Source organism: Stenotrophomonas terrae (genome assembly GCF_001431465.1).
Taxonomy (GTDB): domain Bacteria; phylum Pseudomonadota; class Gammaproteobacteria; order Xanthomonadales; family Xanthomonadaceae; genus Stenotrophomonas; species Stenotrophomonas terrae.
In genome coordinates this window covers 1-22,293 of sequence record NZ_LDJJ01000002.1, presented here as the reverse complement: position 1 = coordinate 22,293, position 22,293 = coordinate 1, and the positions used below count along the sequence as shown (strand labels likewise).

Annotated in this window: 20 protein-coding genes and 1 pseudogene; 12 read left to right on the top strand and 9 right to left on the bottom strand. The window is 64.5% G+C overall.

Features of this window, described 5'->3' with window-relative positions; all coding sequences use genetic code 11:
- The first annotated feature begins 5 nt into the window (after positions 1-5).
- A complete protein-coding gene (locus tag ABB27_RS00150; protein ID WP_083491071.1) occupies positions 6-3,155 on the top strand; it encodes a discoidin domain-containing protein in 3,150 nt (1,049 codons plus the stop codon).
- Positions 3,156-3,498: 343 nt separating this feature from the next.
- Here ABB27_RS00150 and eda read toward each other — a convergent pair whose 3' ends face one another.
- The 5 genes from eda to zwf form a co-directional block, all read right to left on the bottom strand.
- Positions 3,499-4,158: a bifunctional 4-hydroxy-2-oxoglutarate aldolase/2-dehydro-3-deoxy-phosphogluconate aldolase gene (gene eda / locus ABB27_RS00145; protein ID WP_057626064.1), complete on the bottom strand. Its 660-nt coding sequence runs from the start codon at positions 4,156-4,158 to the stop codon at positions 3,499-3,501.
- A gap of 39 nt (positions 4,159-4,197) precedes the next feature.
- Entirely contained in the window at positions 4,198-6,108 is a 1,911-nt protein-coding gene (edd, locus tag ABB27_RS00140) for a phosphogluconate dehydratase (protein WP_057626062.1), read from the bottom strand.
- A 137-nt stretch (positions 6,109-6,245) separates the two neighbouring features.
- Entirely contained in the window at positions 6,246-6,965 is a 720-nt protein-coding gene (gene pgl / locus ABB27_RS00135; RefSeq protein ID WP_057626060.1) for a 6-phosphogluconolactonase, read from the bottom strand.
- A complete protein-coding gene (gene glk, locus ABB27_RS00130; RefSeq protein ID WP_057626059.1) occupies positions 6,962-7,969 on the bottom strand; it encodes a glucokinase in 1,008 nt (335 codons plus the stop codon). Before glk ends, pgl begins: the two co-directional genes overlap by 4 nt.
- The gene (gene zwf / locus ABB27_RS00125; protein WP_057626057.1) at positions 7,966-9,405 is read right to left on the bottom strand and encodes a glucose-6-phosphate dehydrogenase; all 1,440 of its coding nucleotides are present in this window, start codon (positions 9,403-9,405) and stop codon (positions 7,966-7,968) included. The genes glk and zwf overlap by 4 nt, the downstream gene beginning before the upstream one ends.
- A 318-nt stretch (positions 9,406-9,723) precedes the next feature.
- Here zwf and ABB27_RS00120 point away from each other — a divergent pair, with 318 nt between their 5' ends.
- Positions 9,724-10,827, top strand: coding sequence for an ABC transporter ATP-binding protein (locus ABB27_RS00120; RefSeq protein WP_057626055.1), 1,104 nt, complete (start codon positions 9,724-9,726; stop codon positions 10,825-10,827).
- Between the two features lie 285 nt (positions 10,828-11,112).
- On the opposite strand, the gene ygfZ is transcribed toward ABB27_RS00120, so the two are convergent.
- Entirely contained in the window at positions 11,113-11,970 is an 858-nt protein-coding gene (gene ygfZ, locus ABB27_RS00115) for a CAF17-like 4Fe-4S cluster assembly/insertion protein YgfZ (protein WP_057626053.1), read from the bottom strand.
- 39 nt (positions 11,971-12,009) lie between these two features.
- On the opposite strand from ygfZ, the gene ABB27_RS19140 reads away from it, so the two are divergent.
- From ABB27_RS19140 to ABB27_RS00070, 10 genes are all read left to right on the top strand, one after another.
- Positions 12,010-12,183: a DUF1674 domain-containing protein gene (locus ABB27_RS19140; protein WP_082746459.1), complete on the top strand. Its 174-nt coding sequence runs from the start codon at positions 12,010-12,012 to the stop codon at positions 12,181-12,183.
- 54 nt (positions 12,184-12,237) lie between these two features.
- Entirely contained in the window at positions 12,238-12,630 is a 393-nt protein-coding gene (gene sdhC, locus ABB27_RS00110; RefSeq protein ID WP_057626052.1) for a succinate dehydrogenase, cytochrome b556 subunit, read from the top strand.
- A complete protein-coding gene (sdhD, locus tag ABB27_RS00105; RefSeq protein WP_057626050.1) occupies positions 12,627-13,010 on the top strand; it encodes a succinate dehydrogenase, hydrophobic membrane anchor protein in 384 nt (127 codons plus the stop codon). The genes sdhC and sdhD overlap by 4 nt, the downstream gene beginning before the upstream one ends.
- A 3-nt stretch (positions 13,011-13,013) precedes the next feature.
- Complete coding sequence (sdhA, locus tag ABB27_RS00100; RefSeq protein ID WP_057626048.1) at positions 13,014-14,804, top strand: succinate dehydrogenase flavoprotein subunit; 1,791 nt, start codon at positions 13,014-13,016, stop codon at positions 14,802-14,804.
- An 18-nt stretch (positions 14,805-14,822) separates the two neighbouring features.
- Entirely contained in the window at positions 14,823-15,608 is a 786-nt protein-coding gene (locus tag ABB27_RS00095) for a succinate dehydrogenase iron-sulfur subunit (RefSeq protein WP_054657940.1), read from the top strand.
- A gap of 152 nt (positions 15,609-15,760) precedes the next feature.
- Positions 15,761-16,015, top strand: coding sequence for an FAD assembly factor SdhE (locus ABB27_RS00090; RefSeq protein WP_057626046.1), 255 nt, complete (start codon positions 15,761-15,763; stop codon positions 16,013-16,015).
- A gap of 67 nt (positions 16,016-16,082) precedes the next feature.
- Entirely contained in the window at positions 16,083-16,415 is a 333-nt protein-coding gene (locus ABB27_RS00085; protein ID WP_057626044.1) for a hypothetical protein, read from the top strand.
- Positions 16,416-16,439: 24 nt separating this feature from the next.
- Positions 16,440-17,681 carry a lipoprotein-releasing ABC transporter permease subunit gene (locus tag ABB27_RS00080; RefSeq protein WP_057626042.1) on the top strand — a complete coding sequence of 414 codons (1,242 nt, stop codon included), beginning with the start codon at positions 16,440-16,442 and terminating at the stop codon, positions 17,679-17,681.
- On the top strand, positions 17,674-18,384 hold the full coding sequence (lolD, locus tag ABB27_RS00075) for a lipoprotein-releasing ABC transporter ATP-binding protein LolD (RefSeq protein ID WP_057626040.1): 711 nt from the start codon (positions 17,674-17,676) through the stop codon (positions 18,382-18,384). The genes ABB27_RS00080 and lolD overlap by 8 nt, the downstream gene beginning before the upstream one ends.
- A 112-nt stretch (positions 18,385-18,496) precedes the next feature.
- Positions 18,497-18,958, top strand: coding sequence for a DUF6491 family protein (locus ABB27_RS00070; protein ID WP_057626038.1), 462 nt, complete (start codon positions 18,497-18,499; stop codon positions 18,956-18,958).
- A gap of 155 nt (positions 18,959-19,113) precedes the next feature.
- On the opposite strand, the gene ABB27_RS00065 is transcribed toward ABB27_RS00070, so the two are convergent.
- The 3 genes and pseudogenes from ABB27_RS00065 to ftsY all read right to left on the bottom strand — a co-directional run bounded on the left by ABB27_RS00065 (position 19,114) and on the right by ftsY (position 22,209).
- Entirely contained in the window at positions 19,114-19,389 is a 276-nt protein-coding gene (locus tag ABB27_RS00065) for an oxidative damage protection protein (RefSeq protein ID WP_057626035.1), read from the bottom strand.
- Between the two features lie 17 nt (positions 19,390-19,406).
- A complete protein-coding gene (mutY, locus tag ABB27_RS00060; protein ID WP_057626033.1) occupies positions 19,407-20,462 on the bottom strand; it encodes an A/G-specific adenine glycosylase in 1,056 nt (351 codons plus the stop codon).
- Between the two features lie 149 nt (positions 20,463-20,611).
- Positions 20,612-22,209, bottom strand: a pseudogene (ftsY, locus tag ABB27_RS00055) (signal recognition particle-docking protein FtsY).
- Positions 22,210-22,293: the final 84 nt, after the last annotated feature.

Sequence of the window (22,293 nt, the reverse complement as noted above, 5' to 3'; positions counted from 1 at the left end):
TGAAAATGCGTACTGTGATCGGCCTGTTGTTCTTGCTGCTGGCGTGGGTGCAGCCGGCCAGCGCAGCCGTGCTGGCCAAGTTTGACGATATCGCCGCTTGGCAGCTGATCACCTCGCCGCAGGTCAGTGGTTCCCTGCGTCCGGTTGCCGGCAACAATGGCCGCGCGCTGTGCCTGGATTACGACTTCCACGAAGTGTCCGGTTATGTCGGTATCCGCCGGCCGCTGGATGTGACCTGGCCGGAGAACTACCAGCTGTCCTTCGACCTGCGTGGCGATTCGCCGGCCAATGATCTGCAGTTCAAGCTGGTTGATGCCAGCGGCGACAATGTCTGGTGGGTCAACCGCCCGGGTTTCAACTTTCCCAAGAACTGGACCCGCATCAGCTACCGCAAGCGGCATATCGAAAAGGCCTGGGGCCCGGACCAGGACAAGACCCTGCGGCGCAGCGCGGCGGTGGAGTTCACCATCTACAGCAAAGTGGGCGGCCGCGGCACGGTTTGCTTCGATCAGTTGAACCTGCAGCCACTGCCCAAGGAAGACAACTCGGCGCTGACCACCACGGTGATCGCCGATACCGCAACCGCGCTGCAGCAGCGTATTGCCGACGGCAAGGCCGATACCTTGTGGATCAGCGGCGGCGTCAAGCAGCAGACCGTGAGCCTGGACCTGGGCAAGGTGCGCGAGTTCGGCGGTGCCGTGGTGCAGTGGGCGCCGGGGCTGGAAGCCTCGCGCTACGTCGTGCGTTCGTCCACCGATGGCCGTGACTGGAAGACCCTGCGTGAAGTGACCAGCGGTTCGGGCGGCAAGGATTGGCTGGCATTGCCGGAGACCGAGGCACGCTACCTGCGCTTTGATCTGGTTGACGGCCCCAACTGGCGCTACGGCATCCGCGATATCAGCCTCAAGCCATTGTCGTTCGCAAGCACGCCGAATGATTTCGTGCGCTCGGTTGCCGCCGATCTGCCGCGTGGCGCCTTGCCGCGTGGCTTCAGTGGCGAGCAGCCGTACTGGACGATCCTTGGCCTGGATGGTGGTCGGGAACAGGCCTTGATCAGCGAGGACGGTGCGCTGGAAGCGGTGAAGGCCGGTTTCAGCATCGAGCCGTTCGTCGTGCTCGACGGCAAGGTGATTGGCTGGGCCGAGGTGAAAACCACCCAGGCCCTGCTCGACGGCTACCTGCCGATGCCGACGGTGGGCTGGCAGCACGAGCGCTTCGGCTTGAATGTCGGCGGCTTCGTGCAGGGCCGGCCGGAGCAGGCGCAGCTGGTGGCACGTTACGAGCTGCGCAATACCGACAAGGTTGCGCATGAGTACCGTCTGGCGCTGGCGGTACGGCCGTTCCAGGTCAACCCGCCCAGCCAGTTCCTCAATACCGTCGGTGGTGTCAGCCGCATCGACAACCTGGCAGTGCAGCCGGCGCAGGTCAGCGTCAACGGTCAGCCGCGGGTGTATGCAACGGCGCCGGCCGATGCGGTTTTCGCCAGCAGCTTCGACAGCAAGCTGGACGTCACCCACCTGGCTGACAAGAGCTTGCCGGGCACGCACGAAGTTCGCGACACCACCGGTCTGGCCTCCGGTGCGCTGGTCTACAACTGGAAGCTGGAACCGGGCCAACGCCGCGAGGTGGTGCTGGTGCTGCCACAGACCGGCAACTGGCAGATGCCGGCCAAGTTCGACGTCGACAAGGCACAGCAGCAGGTGGCCGCGATGTGGCGGCAGAAGCTGGACCAGCTCAAGTTGCGCGTGCCGGAAGCGGGCCAGCCGCTGGCCAATACGCTGCGCACGGCGCTGGCGCATATGTTGATTTCACGTGTGGGGCCGAGCCTGCAGCCGGGCACGCGTTCCTATGCGCGCAGCTGGATCCGCGATGGCGCGATGATCTCCGAAGGTCTGCTGCGGATGGGCCGGGCCGATGCGGTGCGCCAGTACGTGGACTGGTATGCGCCGTACCAGTTTGAAAGCGGCATGGTGCCGTGCTGCGTGGATGCGCGTGGCAGCGATCCGGTGCCGGAGAACGACAGCCACGGCGAGCTGATCTACACCATCGCCGAATACTGGCGGCATACCGGTGACAACGCGTTCCTGCAGCAGATGTGGCCGCATGTGCAGAAAGCCTGGAGCTATATGGAGCAACTGCGGCTGAGCGAGCGCACCGAGGAGAACCGCGCACGCAATGCCGGCTTCTACGGCATGATGCCGGCCTCGATCAGCCACGAAGGTTATTCGGCCAAGCCGGTGCATTCGTACTGGGATGATTTCTGGGCGTTGCGTGGCTACAAGGACGCGGCCGATATGGCGGCGGCGTTGGGGCTGGAAGTGGAAGCGGCAAGCATGGCCGCCTCGCGCGACCAGTTCCGCCAGGATCTGGATGATTCGCTGCACGCCGCAATGGCCGCGCACGCCATCGACTATCTGCCGGGTTCGGTGGAACTGGGCGACTTCGATGCCACTTCGACCACCATTGCGCTGGCGCCGGGTGGCGAGCAGGGCAGGTTGCCGCAGCCGGCGCTGGACAATACGTTTGAGCGCTACTGGCAGAACTTCGTGGAGCGGCGCGACGGCAAGCGGCAATGGAAGGATTACACGCCGTACGAGTGGCGCAACGTAGGCGCATTCGTGCGCCTGGGCTGGCGCGCGCGGGCCTGGGAGGCCACCGAGTTCTTCTTCAAGGACCGCGCGCCGCCGGCATGGAATCAATGGGCCGAGGTGGTCTCATCGACGCCGCGGCAACCGTTCTTTGTCGGCGACCTGCCGCATGCCTGGGTGGCATCGGATTTCGTCCGCTCGGCGCTGGACATGTTCGCCTATGAGCGCGATGTGGATGGACCGATCGTGCTGGCCGCGGGCGTGCCCAGTGCCTGGCTGACCGGCAAGGGCATCGCCATCGAGGACTTGAATACCTCGCACGGCAGCTTGAGCTATTCGCTGCAGCGCAGTGACAAACAGCTCACCCTGCAGGTCTCCGAGGGGATGCAATTGCCGGGCGCGGGACTGTTGTTGCCCTGGCCTTATGAGGGCACGCCCGGCGCGGCGACCATCAATGGCGAGCCGGCGCAATGGCTGGGCAATGAGCTGCATATCAGCAGCTTGCCGGCGAAAGTGGAGATCGAGATTCCAGCCGAGCTGCGCCGCAGTGAGCGCGGCAAGCGCTGAGTGATAAAAACTGCGCCTCGAATACCGAGGCGCAGGCCAGTCGACGAGAGGGAGAGGAAGAACTTCCGTCGGATCTGAAAAAACCAAACCACCAGCCTTCCGTTGGCCTATTGCCAAAGGCTGGGAACAAAGCTGTAGTGCCGAGCCATGCTCGGCAGGGGCATTCCCGGGAATGCGCGTAGGAGCGGCGTAAGCCGCGAAGCAGATGGCTGGTGCGGTCTACGCATCACCAGCACGAACTTCCACATCACTGCGTTGGCAAGCGGATGCCGGCGGTTTGATTGCTGCCAGCTTCGCGGCTTACGCCGCTCCCACAACTCCCATAACAAAAAAGCGCGATAGGTCAGCCGGCGCGGGCCTGCTTGACGATGGCCGCGGCGGCGGCAGCGGACTTCTTCACTTCGTCCCACTGGCCGTTGCGGATCCAGCTGTCCTGCACCATCCATGAGCCACCAATGCAGACCACGTTCTTCTGCGCCAGGTAGTCGCCTGCGGTGGCTTCGGTGATGCCGCCGGTGGGGCAGAGCTTGAGCTCCGGAATGGGACCGGCAACGCCCTTGATCATCGCCAGCCCGCCAACGGCGGTGGCCGGGAACAGCTTGCAGATGCGGAAACCGCGGGCAACCAGCGCCAGCAGCTCGGTCGGCGACGCGGCACCGGGCACAACCGGCAGCGGCGCTGCGGCCAATGCATCGGCCATATGCGCCGGCGTGCCCGGGGTAACAATGAAGTCGGCACCGGCATCGATCGAGCGCTGCATCTGCTCGACGGTCAGCACGGTGCCGGCACCCACCACCACATCGGGCAATTCGCGCTTGAGCATGGCCAGCGCTTCCATCGCCACCGGCGTGCGCAGGGTCAGTTCTATCGCCGGCAAGCCACCTTCGAGCAGCGCTGCGCTGACGGCGCGCGCCTGCTCAAGGGTGTGCACGGTAACTACCGGCAGGATGCCGGCGGCAGTCAACAGCTGCTCGGCGCGGTCCTGATATTGGGCAATGCTCATGGTGTCCTCATCAATGATCTGTTGCAGGTGCAGGACGCCTCAGGCGTCCTTGGCTTCGTGCGGTGCGGCGGCTGCGGCATGGTCGTGACCAAGCTCGTACTCGGCGTCGTATTCCCACAGGCTGCCGTCCGGTCGTGCGGGGCCGCAGGAGATCGATATAGCGCCCTGGTCGGCCGGCCCAACAATGCGGCGGTTCATCGCGAACAGGTTGCGGCCCATGTCCGAGCCGGCCGGTGCGGTGTTGGCGGCAATGCCACGGCTCGCCCATTCGGCGGCGTCAACCAGCACTTCCAGCGTGCCGGCTTCGCCGTCCAGGCGGATGATGTCGCCTTCGCGGATGCGCGCGATGGGGCCGCCGCGTGCCGCTTCCGGGGTGACGTGGATGGCGGCCGGGATCTTGCCGGAGGCGCCGGACAGGCGGCCATCGGTGACCAGGGCAACGCGCCGGCCCTGGTTTTGCAGCAGGCCCAGCAGCGGCGCCAGTGAATGCAGTTCCGGCATGCCATTGGAACGCGGGCCCTGGTAGCGGACCACCGCAACGAAGTCCTGCGGCAGTGCGCCGGCGGCGTGCAGCTTGTTGAGGATCTGCGGTGCGTCGACCACCACCGCTGGCGCTTCGATAGTGCGGTATTGCGGCTTCACTGCCGACAGCTTGATCAGCGAGCGACCGATATTGCCGCGCAGCAAGCGCAGGCCACCCTGGGCCTCGAACGGGTTGGCGGCCGGGCGTACCACTTCTTCATCGCCGCTGACCGCAGCGGCCGGCACATAGCTGACCTTGCCGTCGGTGAGACGCGGCTCCTGCGCAAAGGCGCGCATGCCGCCCTCGACAATAGTGGTGGCATCGGCGTGCATCAGGCCGGCGTCCATCAGTTCGCGGAACACGAAGCCGGGGCCGCCGGCAGCGGCAAACCGGTTCACGTCGGCTTCGCCATTGGGATAGACACGTGCCAGCAGCGGCACGATCTGCGACAGCTCATCCATATCGTCCCAGGTCAGCACGACGCCGGCGGCTCGTGCCACTGCGATCCAGTGGATGGTGTGGTTGGTGGAGCCGCCGGTGGCCATCAAGGCGACCACGGCATTGACGATGGCGCGCTCGTCGATCAGGTGGCCGAGCGGGCGGAAGTCGCTGCCCAGCGCGCTGATTTCCAGTGCGCGTGCGGTGGCGGCGCGGGTCAATGCATCGCGCAGCGGCAGCTCCGGGTTGACGAAGGAGGCGCCTGGCAGCTGCACGCCCATCGCTTCCAGCAATACCTGGTTGGAGTTGGCGGTGCCATAGAAGGTGCAGGTGCCTGCGCCGTGATAGGACGCCGATTCGGCTTCCAGCAGTTCTTCGCGGGTGGCTTCGCCAGCGGCGTAGCGCTCGCGGACCTCGGCCTTCTTCTTGTTCGGAATGCCCGGGGTCATCGGCCCAGCCGGCACGAATACCGCCGGCAGATGGCCAAAGGCCAACGCACCAATCAGCAGGCCCGGCACGATCTTGTCGCAGACACCCAGATAGATGGTGGCGTCGAACATGTCATGGCTGAGGCCGATCGCGGTGGCCTGGGCAATGATGTCGCGCGAGAACAGCGACAGCTCCATGCCGCCACGGCCCTGGGTGACGCCATCGCACATGGCCGGCACCGCACCTGCCACCTGGGCGGTGGCGCCGAGCTCGCGCGCGGCATTGCGGATCAGCTCCGGGTAATGCTCGAACGGCTGGTGGGCCGAGAGCATGTCGTTGTACGAGGTGATGATGCCCAGGTTGGGCGTCACGTCGCCGCGCAGGCGGTCCTTGTCGGTCGGGCCACAAGCAGCAAAGGCGTGGGCCAGATTGCCGCAGCTCAGGCGCGTGCGGAACGGTCCTGCGCGCAATGCGGCATCGATACCCGCCAGATAGGCCGCGCGCGACGGGGCGCTGCGCTGGCGGATGCGTTCGGTGATGGCGTGGATTTTCGGATGCATGGCTTTATGGCTGGAAAGGAGGTGGGGGCGGCAGGACGGGTTTCTTGCAGGCGTCGGTTGGGTGCATCAAAGGTGGATTGGCCTGCAGGTGCCGGGCAGCTGCGCGGGGTGGTCTGTTGTCTTTTCCTATGGCCGGCTCAAGGGCACCAATGCACGCGCAACGGATTGCCGGGTGCATTGATCGCAGCAAGGATCGGGTAGGCAAGCACGTCGCCGGAAGCAAGCGCGGCGTCGAGCACTTCCAGTTTCTGGTTACCGCGCAGCAGCAACAGACGCTGGCCAGCCAGCGCCAGACCATGTGGGGTCAGGGTGATGCGCAGCGGCCAGTTCTTGGCGACCGGGCAGCCGGTGGCGTCCAGTGCGGCGTACGGGTGTTTGCTCTGCAGTGCCTGCGGCAGATCGGCCGAGCCCGGGAACAGCGAGGCGGTATGGCCGTCATTGCCCATGCCCAGCACCACCAGGCAGGCCGGCTGCGAATGGGTGGCGAGCAGGTTGGCGGTATGCACGCACTCGGCGATCGGCAGTCCAACCCGCACCAGCGGATCGAAATGCGCACCTTCGGCATGGCGCAGGAAACTGTCGCGTACCAGCCAGGCGTTGCTGTCCTTGTCCTGCGGCGACAGCCAACGTTCGTCGGCTAGGCCGACTTCAACCCGTGCCCACTCCAGGCCCTGGTCAGACAGCATTTCGTAGATCGGTGCCGGCGTGGTGCCACCGGACAGCAGCATGCGGGCGCGCCCGCGCTGGGCGATTTCCGCACTCAACAGCGCTGCCATTTCCTTGGCGACACCTTCGGTCCATGCCTCTTCGTCGGCATGCCGGACAAGGGTGATGCGGTCGGAAACAGCGGCGTTCATGCGGTGACTCCAGAGTTGGCGCGCTGCATGTCGACCGCGTAGGCGGCGGCACCGAGCAGGCCGGGGCAAGGATGGGTGATGGCCATTGAGGGGATCTGCGACATGGTCGCGGCAAACCGGCCCTTGCTTTCAAAGCGCTGGCGGAAGCCGGAATGCTGCAGCTGCTGCAGCAGGCGCGGGACCAGCCCGCCGGTGAGGAATACGCCGTCCCAGGCGCCTTGCACCAGTACCGCGTCGCCGGCCACGGCGCCGAAAATTTCAAGAAATACTTCGACCGCACGGCTTGCCAGCACATCGCCTTCGGCGGCGCGGGCACTGACATCGGCCGGCTGCAGCAGGCCCGGGTCGGTACCGGCGATCTCGCATATGGCGCGGTGGATATTGACCAGGCCGGGTCCGCAGACCAGACGTTCGTTGGAAACGCGGCCGAACTGCGCCGAGAGGATCTCCAGGATGCGGATCTGCTCGGGCGAATTCGGGGCAAAACCGGCGTGCCCGCCTTCGGTGGCCAGCGGGTAGTTGCGGCCATCGCGTACCACCAGCCCACCTACACCCAGGCCGGTGCCGGGACCGAGCACGCAGTAATTGCGCGGTTCGCCTGCGGCTGCGGGTTGCCAGCCGGCGCCGCCGACCTGCACCACATCGTCCACCCCGAGCAGGGCGATCGACATGGCCTGGGCGACGAAATCGTTGATCAGGTAGAGCTGCTCGAAGCCGAGTTGTTCGGCGGTGCGCGAGCGCGAGATCACCCACGGATGATTGGTGATGCGCGCCTCGTCGCCGTCGACCCGGCCGGCTACCGCAAATACGCCACTGCCGGCATTGGCACCACGCTGCTGCAGGTAGTGTGCGGCGGCATCGGCCAGTGACGCGAACTGCGCCACCGGGTATTCATCGATGCTGGTTTGATCCAACGGGCTGCTGGTGGAACAGTCGGCCAGCGCGAAGCGTGCGTTGGTGCCACCAATATCCGCTACCAGTACCAGCTCCGCGCTGGGGCTCACAGCCCCTGCTCCGGGCCTGCGTCGGCGGCGATCGATTCGGGCAGGAAGTCATGCGCCAGCTGCGGGCCCCAGCCACCGGCCGGGTAGGGCTCCATCGGCAGGTCGGCAGCCTTCCAGGCATCGCTGATGCTGTCGATCCAGGCCCAGGCGGCGCGCACTTCGTCATCGCGTACAAACAGCGCGTGGTTGCCGTTGAAGGCATCCAGGAACAGGCGTTCGTAGGCAATGCGGCGATGCAGGCCGGTGGGTACCGACAGTTCCAGTTCCAGCGGCTGCAGCTCCAGCGCGCCCCATTCCGGGCCGGCCAGGGAGCTCATCAGGCCCAGCTGGATGTTTTCCTGCGGCTGCAACTGGAAGGTCAGGCGATTGGGCGTGGCGCTCTTGCGGTCCGGGCGCTCGAACAGCCAATGCGTCACCGGCTTGAGGTTGACCTCGATGCGGGTGGTGCGCTCAGGCAGACGCTTGCCGGTGACCAGGTGGAACGGCACGCCGGCCCAACGCCAGTTGTCGATATGCGCGGTGACGCCGACAAAGGTTTCCGCTTCGCTGCCTTCCGGCGGCTGGTAGGCCTGCGCCGGTTGGCCATTGATGGTGCCGGCGGTGTAGCGGCCGCGCACGCTGTCCTTGGCCGCATGCTTGGCGTCGAGCGGGCGCAGGGCGCGCAGCACCTTGACCTTCTCGTCGCGGATGCGGTCCGCTTCCAGCGACGCCGGTGGTTCCATCGCCACCAGGCACAGCAGCTGCAGGATATGGCTCTGCACCATGTCGCGCAGTGCGCCGGAGCGCGAGTAATAGGAGTCGCGGCCATCCACGCCATCGCTTTCAGCGACCAAGATGTGCACCGAGGCGATGTAGTTACGGTTCCACACCGCTTCAAGCAGGGTGTTGCCAAAGCGCAGGGCCATCAGGTTCTGTACGGCGGCCTTGCCCAGGTAGTGATCCAGACGGAACACCCGGTCTTCGTCGATCCACTTGCCGATCGACTGCAGGATTTCCTCGGCGCTGTCGCTGTCCGAGCCGATCGGCTTCTCCAGCATCAGCCGGTGTGGTGCGGCCAACGCGCCGCCCAGGGCCAGGCCTTCGCAGGTGGAGATGTACAGGCCCGGCGGAATCGCCAGGTAGCTGACACAGGTGCGGTGCACCAGATTCTTGACCGATTCGGCCACCGACTCGGCATTGCGCAGGTCCACCGAGCGGTAGTCGATGCGGCTGAGCAGGTTGCCGATGTCCTCCTGGCTGGCATGGGGCATTGCTGCTTCCAGGCGCGGGCGCAGGATGTCGCGGAATTTTTCGGTGTCATGCGGCGACAGGGCCAGCGCACGGACGCGGAAATCCTCGGGAAGTAGACCGTCGCCGAGCAGGCGCAGCAGGGACGGAAACAAATAACGCTGGGCCAGGTCGCCTGTGGCACCGAACAGGAAAAGGGTGTCGTGCATTGCGCGAGTTTCGGGTGCTGATGACATCGTTGTCAATTGTTCGTCTTCAAGGCCTGCGCCGCGATTGGGACGCCCGCGTCCTTCGGCGCGAGAGGGCGGGCGTGGGGCAACCTGGGCTTGTGCAATGCAGCATGTCGCGAGGGCGGAAGCAGGTCCGTGCAGCGCAGCGCAGGTGCCATGTAAGGGCAGTAGCGATGGTGCCATATGAATATGCTTACCGTGCACAATGTTTCGGATGTATACGATTGCAGGAAACTGTTCTCTTGTTGTAACGCAAGTGTTCCGCTGCTCCAGGTTTCGACTCGCAACGAGGTGGTGATGGCCAAGGTTCAATTCGACAGTGTGCGCAAGGTGTATGACAACGGGCAGGTCGCCGTTGCCGGGGCCAGTTTCGATATCGCCGATGGCGAGCTGATGGTGCTGGTGGGCCCGTCGGGTTGCGGCAAGTCCACACTGCTGCGAATGGTGGCGGGGCTGGAAGAGATCAGCGCCGGCAAGCTGTGGATCGGCGAACGCGTGGTCAACGACGTTGCCCCCAAGGACCGGGACATCGCCATGGTGTTCCAGAACTACGCGCTTTACCCGCACATGACCGTGGCCGAGAACCTGGGCTTCGGCTTGAAGCTGCGTGGCCATGACAAGGCGGAAGTGCAGCGCCGCGTGCAGGATGCGGCTGAGGCCTTGGGGTTGACGGAGATGCTGGGCAAGTTGCCGCGCGCCATGTCCGGTGGCCAGCGCCAGCGCGTGGCCCTTGGCAGGGCGCTGGTACGCGAGCCGGAGGTGTTCCTGCTGGATGAGCCGCTGTCCAACCTGGATGCGAAGCTGCGCCACTCGGTGCGCACCGAGATTGCCCAGCTGCATCGCAAGCTGGGTACGACGATGATCTATGTCACCCACGACCAGGTCGAGGCGATGACGCTGGGCCAGCGCATCGTGGTGCTCAATGAGGGTGTGATCCAGCAGATAGACACGCCGATGGCGCTGTACGACAAGCCGGTCAATCTGTTTGTCGCAGGCTTTCTAGGCAGCCCGGCGATGAACATGCTGCGCGGTCAATTACGTCGTGGTGCGGACGGTATGGCCGTGTTGCAGTTGGATGAGCCAGGTCAGGGCGGGGCTGCCGACGTAGTGTTGGGCGCTGTATCGCTGGCTGCGGACTGGTTTGGCAAGCCGCTGGTGGTGGGCGTGCGGCCTGAGCATCTGCAGCCTGGCGGCGGGGCTTCGGCGTTCAATGCGCGTATCGAAGGTCTGGAGCCGGTAGGCAACGAGATCTTCGTCAACCTGCGTTATGGCCAGCAGGCGCTGATCATGCGGGTCGCGCCACGGCAGCTGCCGGCGGTGGGGCAGGAGATATCGGTGGAAGTCACGCCGGCTGCGTTGCATTTCTTTGATGCGGGCAGTGGTGGGCGTATCGAGGGCTGAGCTGTTGTAGTGCCGAGCCATGCTCGGCAGTGGCCTTACCGGTGAAGCCCCTGCCGAGCATGGCTCGGCACTACATGCCCCTTCTCTTTGCCGCAGGCAACGTTTCTGCTCCCTCCCTTTGCCGCAGGCAAGGGGAGGGTTGGGGAGGGGTAAGTTCTTCGCTGATTGCTGCAGTCCTGGCTTCGTCAACGACGCCGCGCCGTCGTCGTGCCGAGCCATGCTCGGCAAGAGGCCTTACCGGTAAAGCCCCTGCCGAGCATGGCTCGGCACTACAGTGGAGCTGGGTCAGCGGGCCAGGCCGTCCAGCAGTGGCTGGATGTTGGCGATGCCGCTATTTACCTGCAGGGGGCCTTCCGGCAGTTCGAGCGGCAGCACGGCCAGTGCCAGCGTGCCTGCAGCGCAGGCGACAGTGCCGATGCTGGTCTCGGCCTGCTGGACGGCATCACCCGGGTTGGCGAATGAGACACATTCCAGCAGCGCAAGCGAGCGCTTGGCCTTGCCCAGGAAATGGGTGCGGGCCACGATTTCCTGGCCGGGATAGCAACCTTTCTTGACGCTATAGGCATTCAGCCGGTCCAGCCCCAGTTGCTGCGGCGTCCATTGCTCGCGCTGTGCATCGTCCAGGCGGGGCAGGCCGTAGCGCAGGTCGGTTTGGCGCCATGCCAATTCAGCCGCGCTGTCGCTGGTACTGGCGGTTTTGCTGATGCGCAGGGTGCGCGGCAGTGCCGGGCTGCCCACGTCGAGCTCGATCACCGCCTCGTCCAGTTGCGCCAATTCCGCGCAATGCGCCGCGCTGGGCGCTTCCAGAGCGGCATTCACCACCAGCTCGTTGGCATGCGTGATCACCACCTTGCGGCGGAATACAAAACGCCGCAGCTGCTCGGCCATGGCCTCGGCACCGCCGTCGTGGCAGACCAGCAACAGCTGCTGCGGGTCCACCCGCAACAGCTGAAAGATAGACAGCACGCGGCCCTTGGCGGTCAGCCAGGCATTCCATTGCCAGTGGCCATCGGCCAGCGAGGGCACGTCGTTGGCGAACTGGGCTTGGGCGAAAGCGACCGCATCAGCTCCGGCAAGGCTCAGGATTTGAGCCTTGGGAAGTGTGCGGAAACCGGTGAAAGCAGGGGCGAGGTTGTCAGACACGTGACTGAGGACTAAAATTTGTGCGTTGCGAGACCACTAATGATAGGCCAAACAACCCCCACTCCCGAGCCCGAAGCTGAAGCCCCGTTGGTCCCCGAGAAGCAGCCGCTTCCCGAGGCAGCACCGGTGCCGCAGGAAATAGGTGGCCGCGGCGGACTTGATCCGGTGCGGTATGGCGATTGGGAGAAAAACGGGCGCTGCATCGATTTCTGAGCAGCGTTGAGCCAACGCGGCATTGAGCCGCCCAGCCGAGATACGAGTCAGCGAATGGCGAACAGACCCCGCCCCCTTTCTCCGCACCTGCAGGTGTATCGCTGGCAGATCCAGATGGCCACCTCGATCCTGCATCGAGTAACCGGCATCATTCTGACTGTCGGTTCCCTGATCATCGCGGGCGGCTTGTTCGCCCTGATGATGGGCCCTGAGTCCTGGAACTGCTTCACCACCCACGCCAGCGCCTGGTACGGCAAGGTGATCCTGTTCGGTTGGACCTGGTGCTTCGCCTACCACCTGTGCAATGGCATCCGCCACATCGTGCAGGACTTCGCCATCGGCTATGCCAAGGCCACTTTCATCCGCAGCAGCTGGATGTCGGTGATCGCCTCGCTGGTGCTGACTGCGTTGATCTGGGCTTACGTCTGCATGGGAGCTGCCGCATGAGCAAGTACCGTACCCCGCTCAAGAATGCGCGTGGCCTGGGCAGTTCCAAGTCCGGTACCGAGCACTTCGTCCACCAGCGCCTGACCGCAACCGCGCTGGTTGCGCTCACCATCTGGTTCCTGTGCCTGGTGCTGAGCCTGATGGGTGCCGATTACGTCACCGCCGTGGAAACCATTTCCAAGCCGTGGAACGCGATCCTGCTGGGTGGCTTCCTGGTTGCCATGTTCTGGCATGCCCAGCTTGGCCTGCAGGTGGTCCTCGAGGACTACATCCACAATTCGCTGATGGCCCTGGCCCTGCAGACCACGGTCAAGTTCGTCGCCGTGCTCGGCGCCATCGTCAGCATCTTTGCGGTTGCCCGCATCGTGTTTGGGAACTGATACATGTCCGCTTACAACATCACTGAACACAAGGTCGACATGGTGGTCGTCGGCGCCGGTGGCGCTGGCCTGCGTGCGACCTTTGGTCTGGCCCAGAAGGGCCTGCAGACCGTCTGCATCACCAAGGTCTTCCCGACCCGCTCGCACACCGTGGCAGCGCAGGGTGGTATTTCCGCCGCGCTCGCCAACATGGGCGAAGACGATTGGCGCTACCACTTCTACGACACCATCAAGGGTTCGGATTGGCTGGGTGACCAGGACGCCATCGAATACATGTGCCGTGAGGCCATCCCGGCCATCATCGAGCTGGAACACTACGGCGTTCCGTTCTCGCGCACCGAAGAAGGCAAGATCTACCAGCGTCCGTTCGGTGGCATGACCACCAAGTACGGTGAAGGCCCGTCCGCGCAGCGTACCTGTGCCGCCGCCGACCGTACCGGCCACGCCATCCTGCACACCCTGTACCAGCAGTCGCTGGCGCACAACGCGCAGTTCATGATCGAGTACTTCGCACTCGACCTGATCTTCGACGACGAAGGCGTCTGCCGCGGCGTGCTCGCCCTGGATATGGCCGAAGGCACCCTGCACCTGTTCCGTTCGCAGGGCGTGGTACTGGCAACCGGCGGCTACGGCCGTGCCTACTTCAGCGCCACCTCGGCGCACACCTGTACCGGTGACGGCGGTGGCCTGGTGGCCCGTGCCGGCCTGCCGCTGCAGGACATGGAGTTCGTGCAGTTCCACCCGACCGGCATCTATGGCGCCGGCTGCCTGATCACCGAAGGTGTGCGAGGCGAGGGTGGCATCCTGCGCAACAGCAATGGCGAGCGTTTCATGGAACGCTACGCACCGCATTACAAGGATCTGGCATCGCGTGACGTGGTGTCGCGTTCGATGACCATCGAAATCCGCGAAGGCCGCGGCGTCGGCGAGCACAAGGATCACATCCTGCTCGACCTGACCCACCTCGGCCCGGGCGTGATCGACGACAAGCTGCCGGGTATCGCCGAAAGCGCGCGCATCTTCGCGGGCGTGGACGTGCACAAGCAGCCGATTCCGGTCATCCCGACCGTGCACTACAACATGGGCGGTATCCCGACCAACTACCACGGTGAAGTGGTGCGCAAGGTCGGCGACAACCCCGATGCAGTGGTGCCGGGCCTGTACGCCATCGGCGAAGCCGCCTGCGTGTCCGTGCACGGTGCCAACCGTCTGGGCTCCAACTCGCTGCTCGACCTGGTGGTGTTCGGCCGCGCCGTGGCCAACCGCTGCGCCGAGACGATCAAGCCGGGTGCATCGCACAAGACCCTGCCGTCCGATGCCTGCGACAAGGCCCTGGGCCTGCTCGACAAGCTGCGTCACGCCAATGGCGATACGCCGACCTCGGTCATCCGCGACAACATGCAGCGCACGATGCAGAACGACGCAGCCGTGTTCCGCACCAGCAAGACGCTGGAAGAAGGCTGCCAGAAGATGGCCGAAGTGTTCGACTCTTTCCAGGACGTCAAGGTTTCCGACCGTTCGCTGGTCTGGAACTCGGACCTGATCGAAACCTACGAGCTGAACAACCTGCTGCTCAATGCAGTGGCGACCATCAACTCGGCCGAGCAGCGCAAGGAAAGCCGCGGCGCCCACGCGCACGAGGACTTCCCGGACCGCGACGACGTCAACTGGCAGAAGCACACGCTGGTCACCGTCGACGACAAGGGCAAGTGCAGCTTCGATTACCGTCCGGTGCACATGTACACGCTCAGCGATGACGTGTCCGTGGTGCCGCCGAAGCCGCGCGTCTACTGATCCGGGGAACTTACGAACATGGCTGAATTTGCACTCCCGAAGAACTCCCGGTTGACCAAGGGCAAGCACTTCCCCGCCAAGAGCGGTGCGAAGAACACGCGTACCTTCAAGATCTACCGCTGGAGCCCGGACGACGACCAGAATCCGCGTACCGACACCTACGAGATCGATCTCGATGCGTGCGGCCCGATGGTTCTGGACGCGCTGATCAAGATCAAGAACGAGATTGATCCGACCCTGACCTTCCGCCGCTCCTGCCGCGAAGGTATCTGTGGTTCGTGCGCGATGAACATCGACGGCACCAACACCCTGGCCTGCACCCGCGCCATTGCCGATTGCGGCAAGGCCGAAGTGCCGATCTATCCGTTGCCGCATATGGACGTGGTCAAGGATCTGGTTCCGGATCTGACCCACTTCTACGCGCAGTACGCCTCGATCAAGCCGTGGATCCGCACGCAGACCCCGGCACCGCCGGACCGCGAGCGCCTGCAGTCGCCGGAAGACCGCAAGAAGCTCGATGGCCTGTACGAGTGCATCCTGTGCGCCTGCTGCTCGACCAGCTGCCCGAGCTACTGGTGGAACGGCGAGCGTTACCTGGGCCCGGCAATCCTGCTGCAGGCTTACCGCTGGATCATCGACTCGCGTGATGAAGACACCGGCGCACGCCTGGACGATCTGGAAGATCCGTTCAAGCTGTACCGCTGCCACACCATCATGAACTGCGCACGCACCTGCCCGAAGGGCTTGAACCCGGCACTGGCAATCGCCGAGATCAAGAAGCTGATGATGGCGCGCCGCGCTTGATGCGTTATGCCTTCTCCCTTCGGGAGAAGGTGCCCCGCAGGGGCGGATGAGGGTAGGGGCGCCGCCCGCTGCCATCGAGTTCGCGGGAGCTTCGCTCCAACCCTCACCCCAACCCCTCTCCCGGCGGGAGAGGGGCTTTGGTATCCGAAGCCATGCAGACCGAAGACGAAATCCTGTTGAAGAAGCTGCGCTGGCGCTGCCGGCGCGGGATGCGTGAGCTGGATCAGCTGTTCGGTCGCTATCTGGACCGTCGCTGGCTGGATGCACCTGCCGCCGAACGCGAGGTTTTCCTGCAGCTGCTGGACACCGAAGACGATAAGTTGTGGCGCTGGTCGATGGGCTACGAGGTCTGTCCGGATGCGTCGCAGGCGGCACTTATCAGCTACATCCGCTCCCTTCCGGTGTGAGTGGCGCCCCTCGCGCTGGCTGAGCTGCGCGTTGTCGGGCCTGGCGGTACTTGCCGCCATTTCCATAGTGAACTGTGATCTGGCGCCGGCCTTGGCCTGGCCGCTGGGCGCCTGCGTGCTTGTCTTGGGCCTGCTGCAGGCGCGGGCGGAATCGCGCAGGCCAGCGCGCAAGCTGTTGATACCGCCGCCACCGGGTGCACCTTGCGTGGATGGAAGCCCGGTGCAGCGGCTCGAGCTGCTCGAACGCGGCCCCTTGCTGGTGCTGCGCTGGCGGCTTGGCAGGCACCGCCAGCAGCTATTGTTCTGGCCGGATACCCTGCCGCGTGCGCAGCGACGTGAACTGCGACTGGCCGTGCGTGCCCATGGCGTTTCCCGCCAGCCGCCGGGAGTGGCACCATAGCCGCCAGTTCCCGGGCAGACACGCATGTTCAAACCCTTACCTGTTGCAATCGGATTGCGCTACCTGCGCGCCAAACGGCGCAATGGCTTCATTTCCTTCATCTCCATGGCCTCCATCCTCGGCATCGCGCTGGGTGTGATGGTGCTGATCACCACCCTGGCGGTGATGAGCGGCTTCCAGAAGGAGATCCGCGACCGCCTGCTGCAGATGTCGGCCCATGCCACGGTCAGCGCCGATGGCGAGCCGATGGCCAATTGGCAGCATGCCGTGGACGTGGCGACCAAGGACCCGCGTGTGGCCGGTGCCGCACCGTATATCGAGATCCAGGGCATGTTGAGTGGCCTGCGGGTGCAGGGCGCGATCATCCAGGGCATCGACCCGGCGCAGGAGTCCAAGGTCTCGGTGCTGGCCGACAAGATGACCAAGGGCAAGCTGGACAGCCTGCAGCCCGGTGAGTTCAACATGGTGGTTGGCAAGGAATTGGCGATCTGGTTGGGCGTGGATGTGGGCGACAGCGTGGTTGCCACCCTGGCCGAAGTGCAGGGCACGCCGATGGGCGCGATGCCGCGGGTCAAGCGCTTCAAGGTCAGCGGCATTTTTGAAGCCGGCTCCAATGAAGTGGACCGTGGCGTCGCCTTCACCAACATGCAGGACATGGAGCGGGTGCTGCGCATGGACGGCGTCACCGGCGTGCGCCTGAAGATGCATGACATGGACCAGGCCTACACGGTCGCCCGAGACCTTGCGGTCAACCTCAACGGCTATTACCGGGTCAGCGACTGGACGCAGGAAAACGCCAACCTCTACCACTCGCTGCGCATGGAAAAGACGGTGATGGGCATCCTGCTGTCGCTGATCGTGGCGATGGGCGCCTTCAACCTGGTGTCCTCGCAGGTGATGCTGGTCACCGACAAGCAGGCCGATATCGCCATCCTGCGCACGCTGGGTTTGACCCCTGGCGGGGTGATGCAGGTATTCATGGTGCAGGGCACCTTGATCGGCGTGTTCGGCACCATCGTGGGTGTGCTGGGTGGCATCACCCTGACCCTCAATCTTGAACGCATCCTCGGCCTGATCGAGACCGTGTTCAACATCAAGCTGCTGCCGGAGGATGTGTACTACATCACCGGCCTGCCGACCGACATGCAGACCGCCGACATCGTGGTGATCACCCTGGTGGCACTGCTGATGAGCTTTGCCGCAACCATCTACCCGGCGTGGCGCGCCGCCCGTACCCAGCCGGCAGAGGCGCTGCGCTATGAATGAGAACGCATTGATGGAATCGGTAATCCGCGCCGAAGGCCTGGGCAAAACCTATGCCGAAGGCAAGATGCATACGCCGGTATTCGACGGCCTGGATCTGAACGTGGCAGCGGGCGAAACCGTTGCCATCGTCGGCGCGTCCGGCGCCGGCAAGAGCACCTTGCTGCATCTGCTCGGTGGTCTGGATATCCCGACCGCAGGTGAGGTCTATGTTGCCGGCCAGCGCATGTCGGCCTTGTCCGATGCGGCGCGCGGCAACCTGCGCAACAGCTCGCTGGGCTTCGTCTATCAGTTCCATCACCTGCTGCCCGAGTTCACCGCGCTGGAGAACGTGATGATTCCGGTGATGCTCGGTGGCCGTGATGTGGCGGCCGCCAGCGCACAGGCCACCGCGCTGCTGGTGTCGGTCGGCCTTGGCCATCGGTTGGGTCACAAGCCCGGCGAGCTGTCCGGTGGCGAGCGTCAGCGCACCGCGGTGGCCCGTGCCCTGGTCAACAAGCCAGGCTGCGTTCTGGGCGACGAGCCTACCGGTAATCTTGACGACAAGACCGCAGCCAACGTTTTCGAGCTGATGCTGGAGTTGAACCGGGCGCACCGTACCAGCCTGGTGCTGGTCACGCATGACCGCAGCCTGGCGCGCAAGCTGGACCGCGTGCTGGAGTTGCGCGAAGGTCGGCTCCACGAGTTGGCTGGCAGCCGGGTCTAAGCCCGGCGCCAGCAAGCGCCGGCTCCAAACAGACATGGGGTTAACGCGCACAGGTGGATGGTTTCGCTGCAGTCACGCAGTCAGGTTGTTCCCTTCAATAAGGATTGCTGCCATGAAAACAGTGCTTGTTGCGATGATGCTGGCTGCCGTGGTTGGCGGCTGTGCGACCACCGGGAAGCTGAGCAGTGGTGAGCGGCTGGCGCTTTACCGCGCGCATGCCGGCGAGCCGGTGAAAAGCTTCCGCTATTTTGGCTCGCTCAATGGCTGGACCGAACTGGGCGACAGCGCGCTCGCGGTGTGGACCAAACCGGCCGAAGCCTGGCTGTTGAACCTGAGCGGGTCCTGCCCGGATCTGTCATTCGCGCCGGCCATTTCGATCACCAACATGATGGGGCAGGTGTCTGCCCGTTTTGATCGGGTGATCGTGCATGGTAGCGGCCCGATGGCGCATGTACCCTGCCGGATCGACACGATCCAGCCGCTGGATGTAAAGGCACTGCGCGCATCCGAGAAAGAGCTGCGCGAGGCCAAGATTTCCGAACGCGCCGCAGACCAGGGCACCGAGATGGATTGAAGCAATCTGTAGTGCCGAGCCATGCTCGGCAGGGGCATTACCGGTGAAGCCTCTGCCGAGCATGGCTCGGCACTACAGTTGAAACCTCTGCCGAGCATGGCTCGGCACTACAGTTGAAACCTCTGCCGAGCATGGCTCGGCACTACAGTCTTGCGTTAGTGAGCTTCCGGCGCCACATAGCCAGCCGGTTTTTCTGCGCCGCCGGAGAACAGGTACTTCACCAGCTCTTCCTCAAGGAAGGCGCGGTGCTTGGGGTCGCGCGGCGACAAGCGGTTCTCGTTGATCAGCATGGTCTGGTGCGCCAGCCATGCCGCCCAGGCCTGCTTGCCGATATTGGCGAAGATGCGCTGGCCCAGTTCGCCCGGATAGGGCACGAAATCCAGGCCCTCGGTTTCGCGTTGTTCGTATTGGCAGAAGACGGAGCGGGGCATGGTGGAATCCTGTCGAATCAATGCGCCGGATGACGTTCCAGCAGTTTGCGGATAGGCGCGGGCAGGCCAAGTGCGGCGAGCTCGCTGCGTGCCACCCAACGTAGATCGGCATTGTCACCGACCTTGGCCTTGAGTGCGACCTTGCGCAGGTGCAAGGGCTGCAGATGCAGGCGGTAATGGCTGAAGGTGTGCACGATCAGCGGCAGTTCTTCGGCGTTGTCGTAGTTGCCCTTGATGGTGCCGGCGAACCAGTCACGCAAGGCGCTGTCGGTGTCGGCCTGCGGCAGGGTCCACAGCGAGGCCCAGATGCCGGTCGGTGGGCGTTTGAGCAGCAGGATGCGGCCGTCGCTGTCCTCCAACAGCAAAGCGCTGGCCTCACGCTCGGGCAGCACCTTGCTCGGTTTCGGGGTTGGCAGTGAATCAACCAGACCCTGCGCGTGTGCGCTGCAGCTGCTCTGCAGCGGGCAGAGGATGCAGGCCGGTTTGGCGCGGGTGCACAGGGTTGCGCCGAAATCCATCTGCGCCTGGGTGTAATCGGCCATGCGACCGGCGGGCACCTGCGCGACATGGGTTTGAGCCTGCGCCCAGAGCTGCTTTTCGATCACCGGCAAACCGGGGAAGCCTGCAATGCCGTGATAACGCGTCAGCACGCGCTTGACGTTGCCATCGAGAATCGCGAACGGGTCATTCCAGGCCTGGCTGAGGATGGCGCCAGCGGTGCTGCGGCCGATGCCGGGCAGGGCTAGCAGCGCATCGAAATCACGCGGCAGTTCGCCACCATGCAGTTCAACGCATTGCTTGGCCGCGGCATGCAGGTTGCGGGCACGGGCGTAGTAGCCCAGCCCGGCCCAATGCGCCATCAACGTGTCGTTGTCGGTGGCTGCCAGATCCGCAAGCGTCGGGAAGGACTGCACGAAGCGCTGGAAGTACGGGATAACCGTAGCGACCTGGGTCTGCTGCAACATGATTTCCGACAGCCAGACGCGATACGGCGAGCGTGGATGCTGCCAGGGCAGATCATGGCGGCCGTGCTGGTCGAACCAGGTGAGGAGTTGGCTGGGGAAGTTGGGCATGGGCTCGCGAAGGCTTGCGATTGCGCGTTTCCCTTCTCCCGCTTGCGGGAGAAGGTGCCCCGAAAGGGGCGGATGAGGGGAGCTCTTGATTCTGCTCGTAGAGCGTACCCTCACCCCAACCCCTCTCCCGGTGGGAGAGGGGCTTTGGATCAGTTGCTGCCCAGCGCCTGCGGTAGCAGTGCGTCGACGAAGGCTTCGGCGTCGAATACGCGCAGGTCTTCCGGGCGTTCGCCGATGCCGGCAAAGCGGATCGGTATGCCGAACTCGCGGGCCAACGCGAATACCACGCCGCCCTTGGCGGTGCCGTCCAGCTTGGTCACGACCAGGCCGGTGACGCCGGCGGCAGCATGGAACTGACGCAGCTGCGACAGCGCGTTCTGGCCGGTGGTGCCGTCGATCACCATCAACACTTCGTGCGGAGCGGTTTCATCGATCTTGCCGAGTACGCGACGGATCTTGCTCAGCTCGTTCATCAGGCCGGTCTGGGTGTGCAGGCGGCCAGCGGTATCGGCGATCAATACGCTGGTGCCGCGCGCCTTGCCGGCCTGCAGCGCATCGAATGCAACCGAGGCGGCGTCGGCGTTCTGGCCCTGGGCCACCACGCTCACGCCGTTGCGTTCGCCCCAGATCTGCAACTGGGCGACAGCGGCGGCGCGGAAAGTGTCGCCGGCAGCCAGCATCAGGCTATGACCCTGATCCTTGAAGCGCTTGGCCAGCTTGCCGATGGTGGTGGTCTTGCCAACGCCGTTGACGCCGACGGTGAGGATCACGAATGGTTTGGCGTTGCTGTCGATCACCAGCGGTTTGGCGACCGGCTGCAGCATCGCGATCAGGTCGGCGCGCAGGGCGGCCAGCAAGGCATTGGCATCGGCGAACTCGCGCGACTTCATGCGCTTGCGCAGGTCTTCGACCAGGGCGGTGGTTGCCGGCATGCCGACGTCGGCGGTGATCAGTGCGGTTTCAATCTCGTCGAGCAGGTCGTCGTCGAGCTTGGGGTTGCGCGAGAACAGGCCGCCGAAGCTGCGGGCGAACGTGCTGTTGCGCAGACGGTCGCGCCAACCGAGCTTGCCAGCCTGTGCGGCAGGCGCCGCATTGGCGGGGATCAGTGCTGCGTCGGAATCGGCGGAGCTGGGTGCGCTGGTTTCGATTGCGACGGGAGCCGCAACTATGGGAGCAGCAGTTGCAGGGGCAGTCACTACAGGGGCAGCAACTACAGGAGCCGCAATTACAGGAGCAGCAGCAACAGGAGTAGCAGCAACAGGAGTAGCAGCAACAGGAGCAGCAGCAACAGGAGCAGCAGCAGGAGCAGCAGGAGCAGCAGGAGCAGCGGCAACAGCAGCAACAGCAGCAGCCATCGCAGGAGCCGCAACGGGTTTTATTGCCTGCGCCGCGATTTCGTCGGTTGCAGGCGAGGGGGTTTCGATGGCCGGTGCTGGGTGAGCGGGGACCGGCTCGGTTGCAGCCACGGCTTCCGCTGCGACAGCCTGTTCCACAACCGGCGCAGGCGTCGTTGCAACTTCAATCGTTGGCTCGACAATTGCTGCGGGGGCCTCGTTTGCCTGGATCGGCGCTTGCGCGGCTTCGGTCGGCTCAGGTTCCGCCGGCAGCGGCGCTTGCGCCGACGGTGCCTGCGGGAAGGCGGCGGCCAGTTCCTCAACGCTCAGCGTGGACGGCTTTGCGGGCTGTTGGGCGTCGTCGGTCTTTTTGCGGCGAAAAAAGCTGAACATGGAGGAAAAAGGCCTGAAATCAGATGTCTATGTTACCACCGGCGGTCAGGTGGCCGGCGGTACGGGCAGCATGCGGGTTGTTGTTTGAAGCCCCTCTCCCGTTC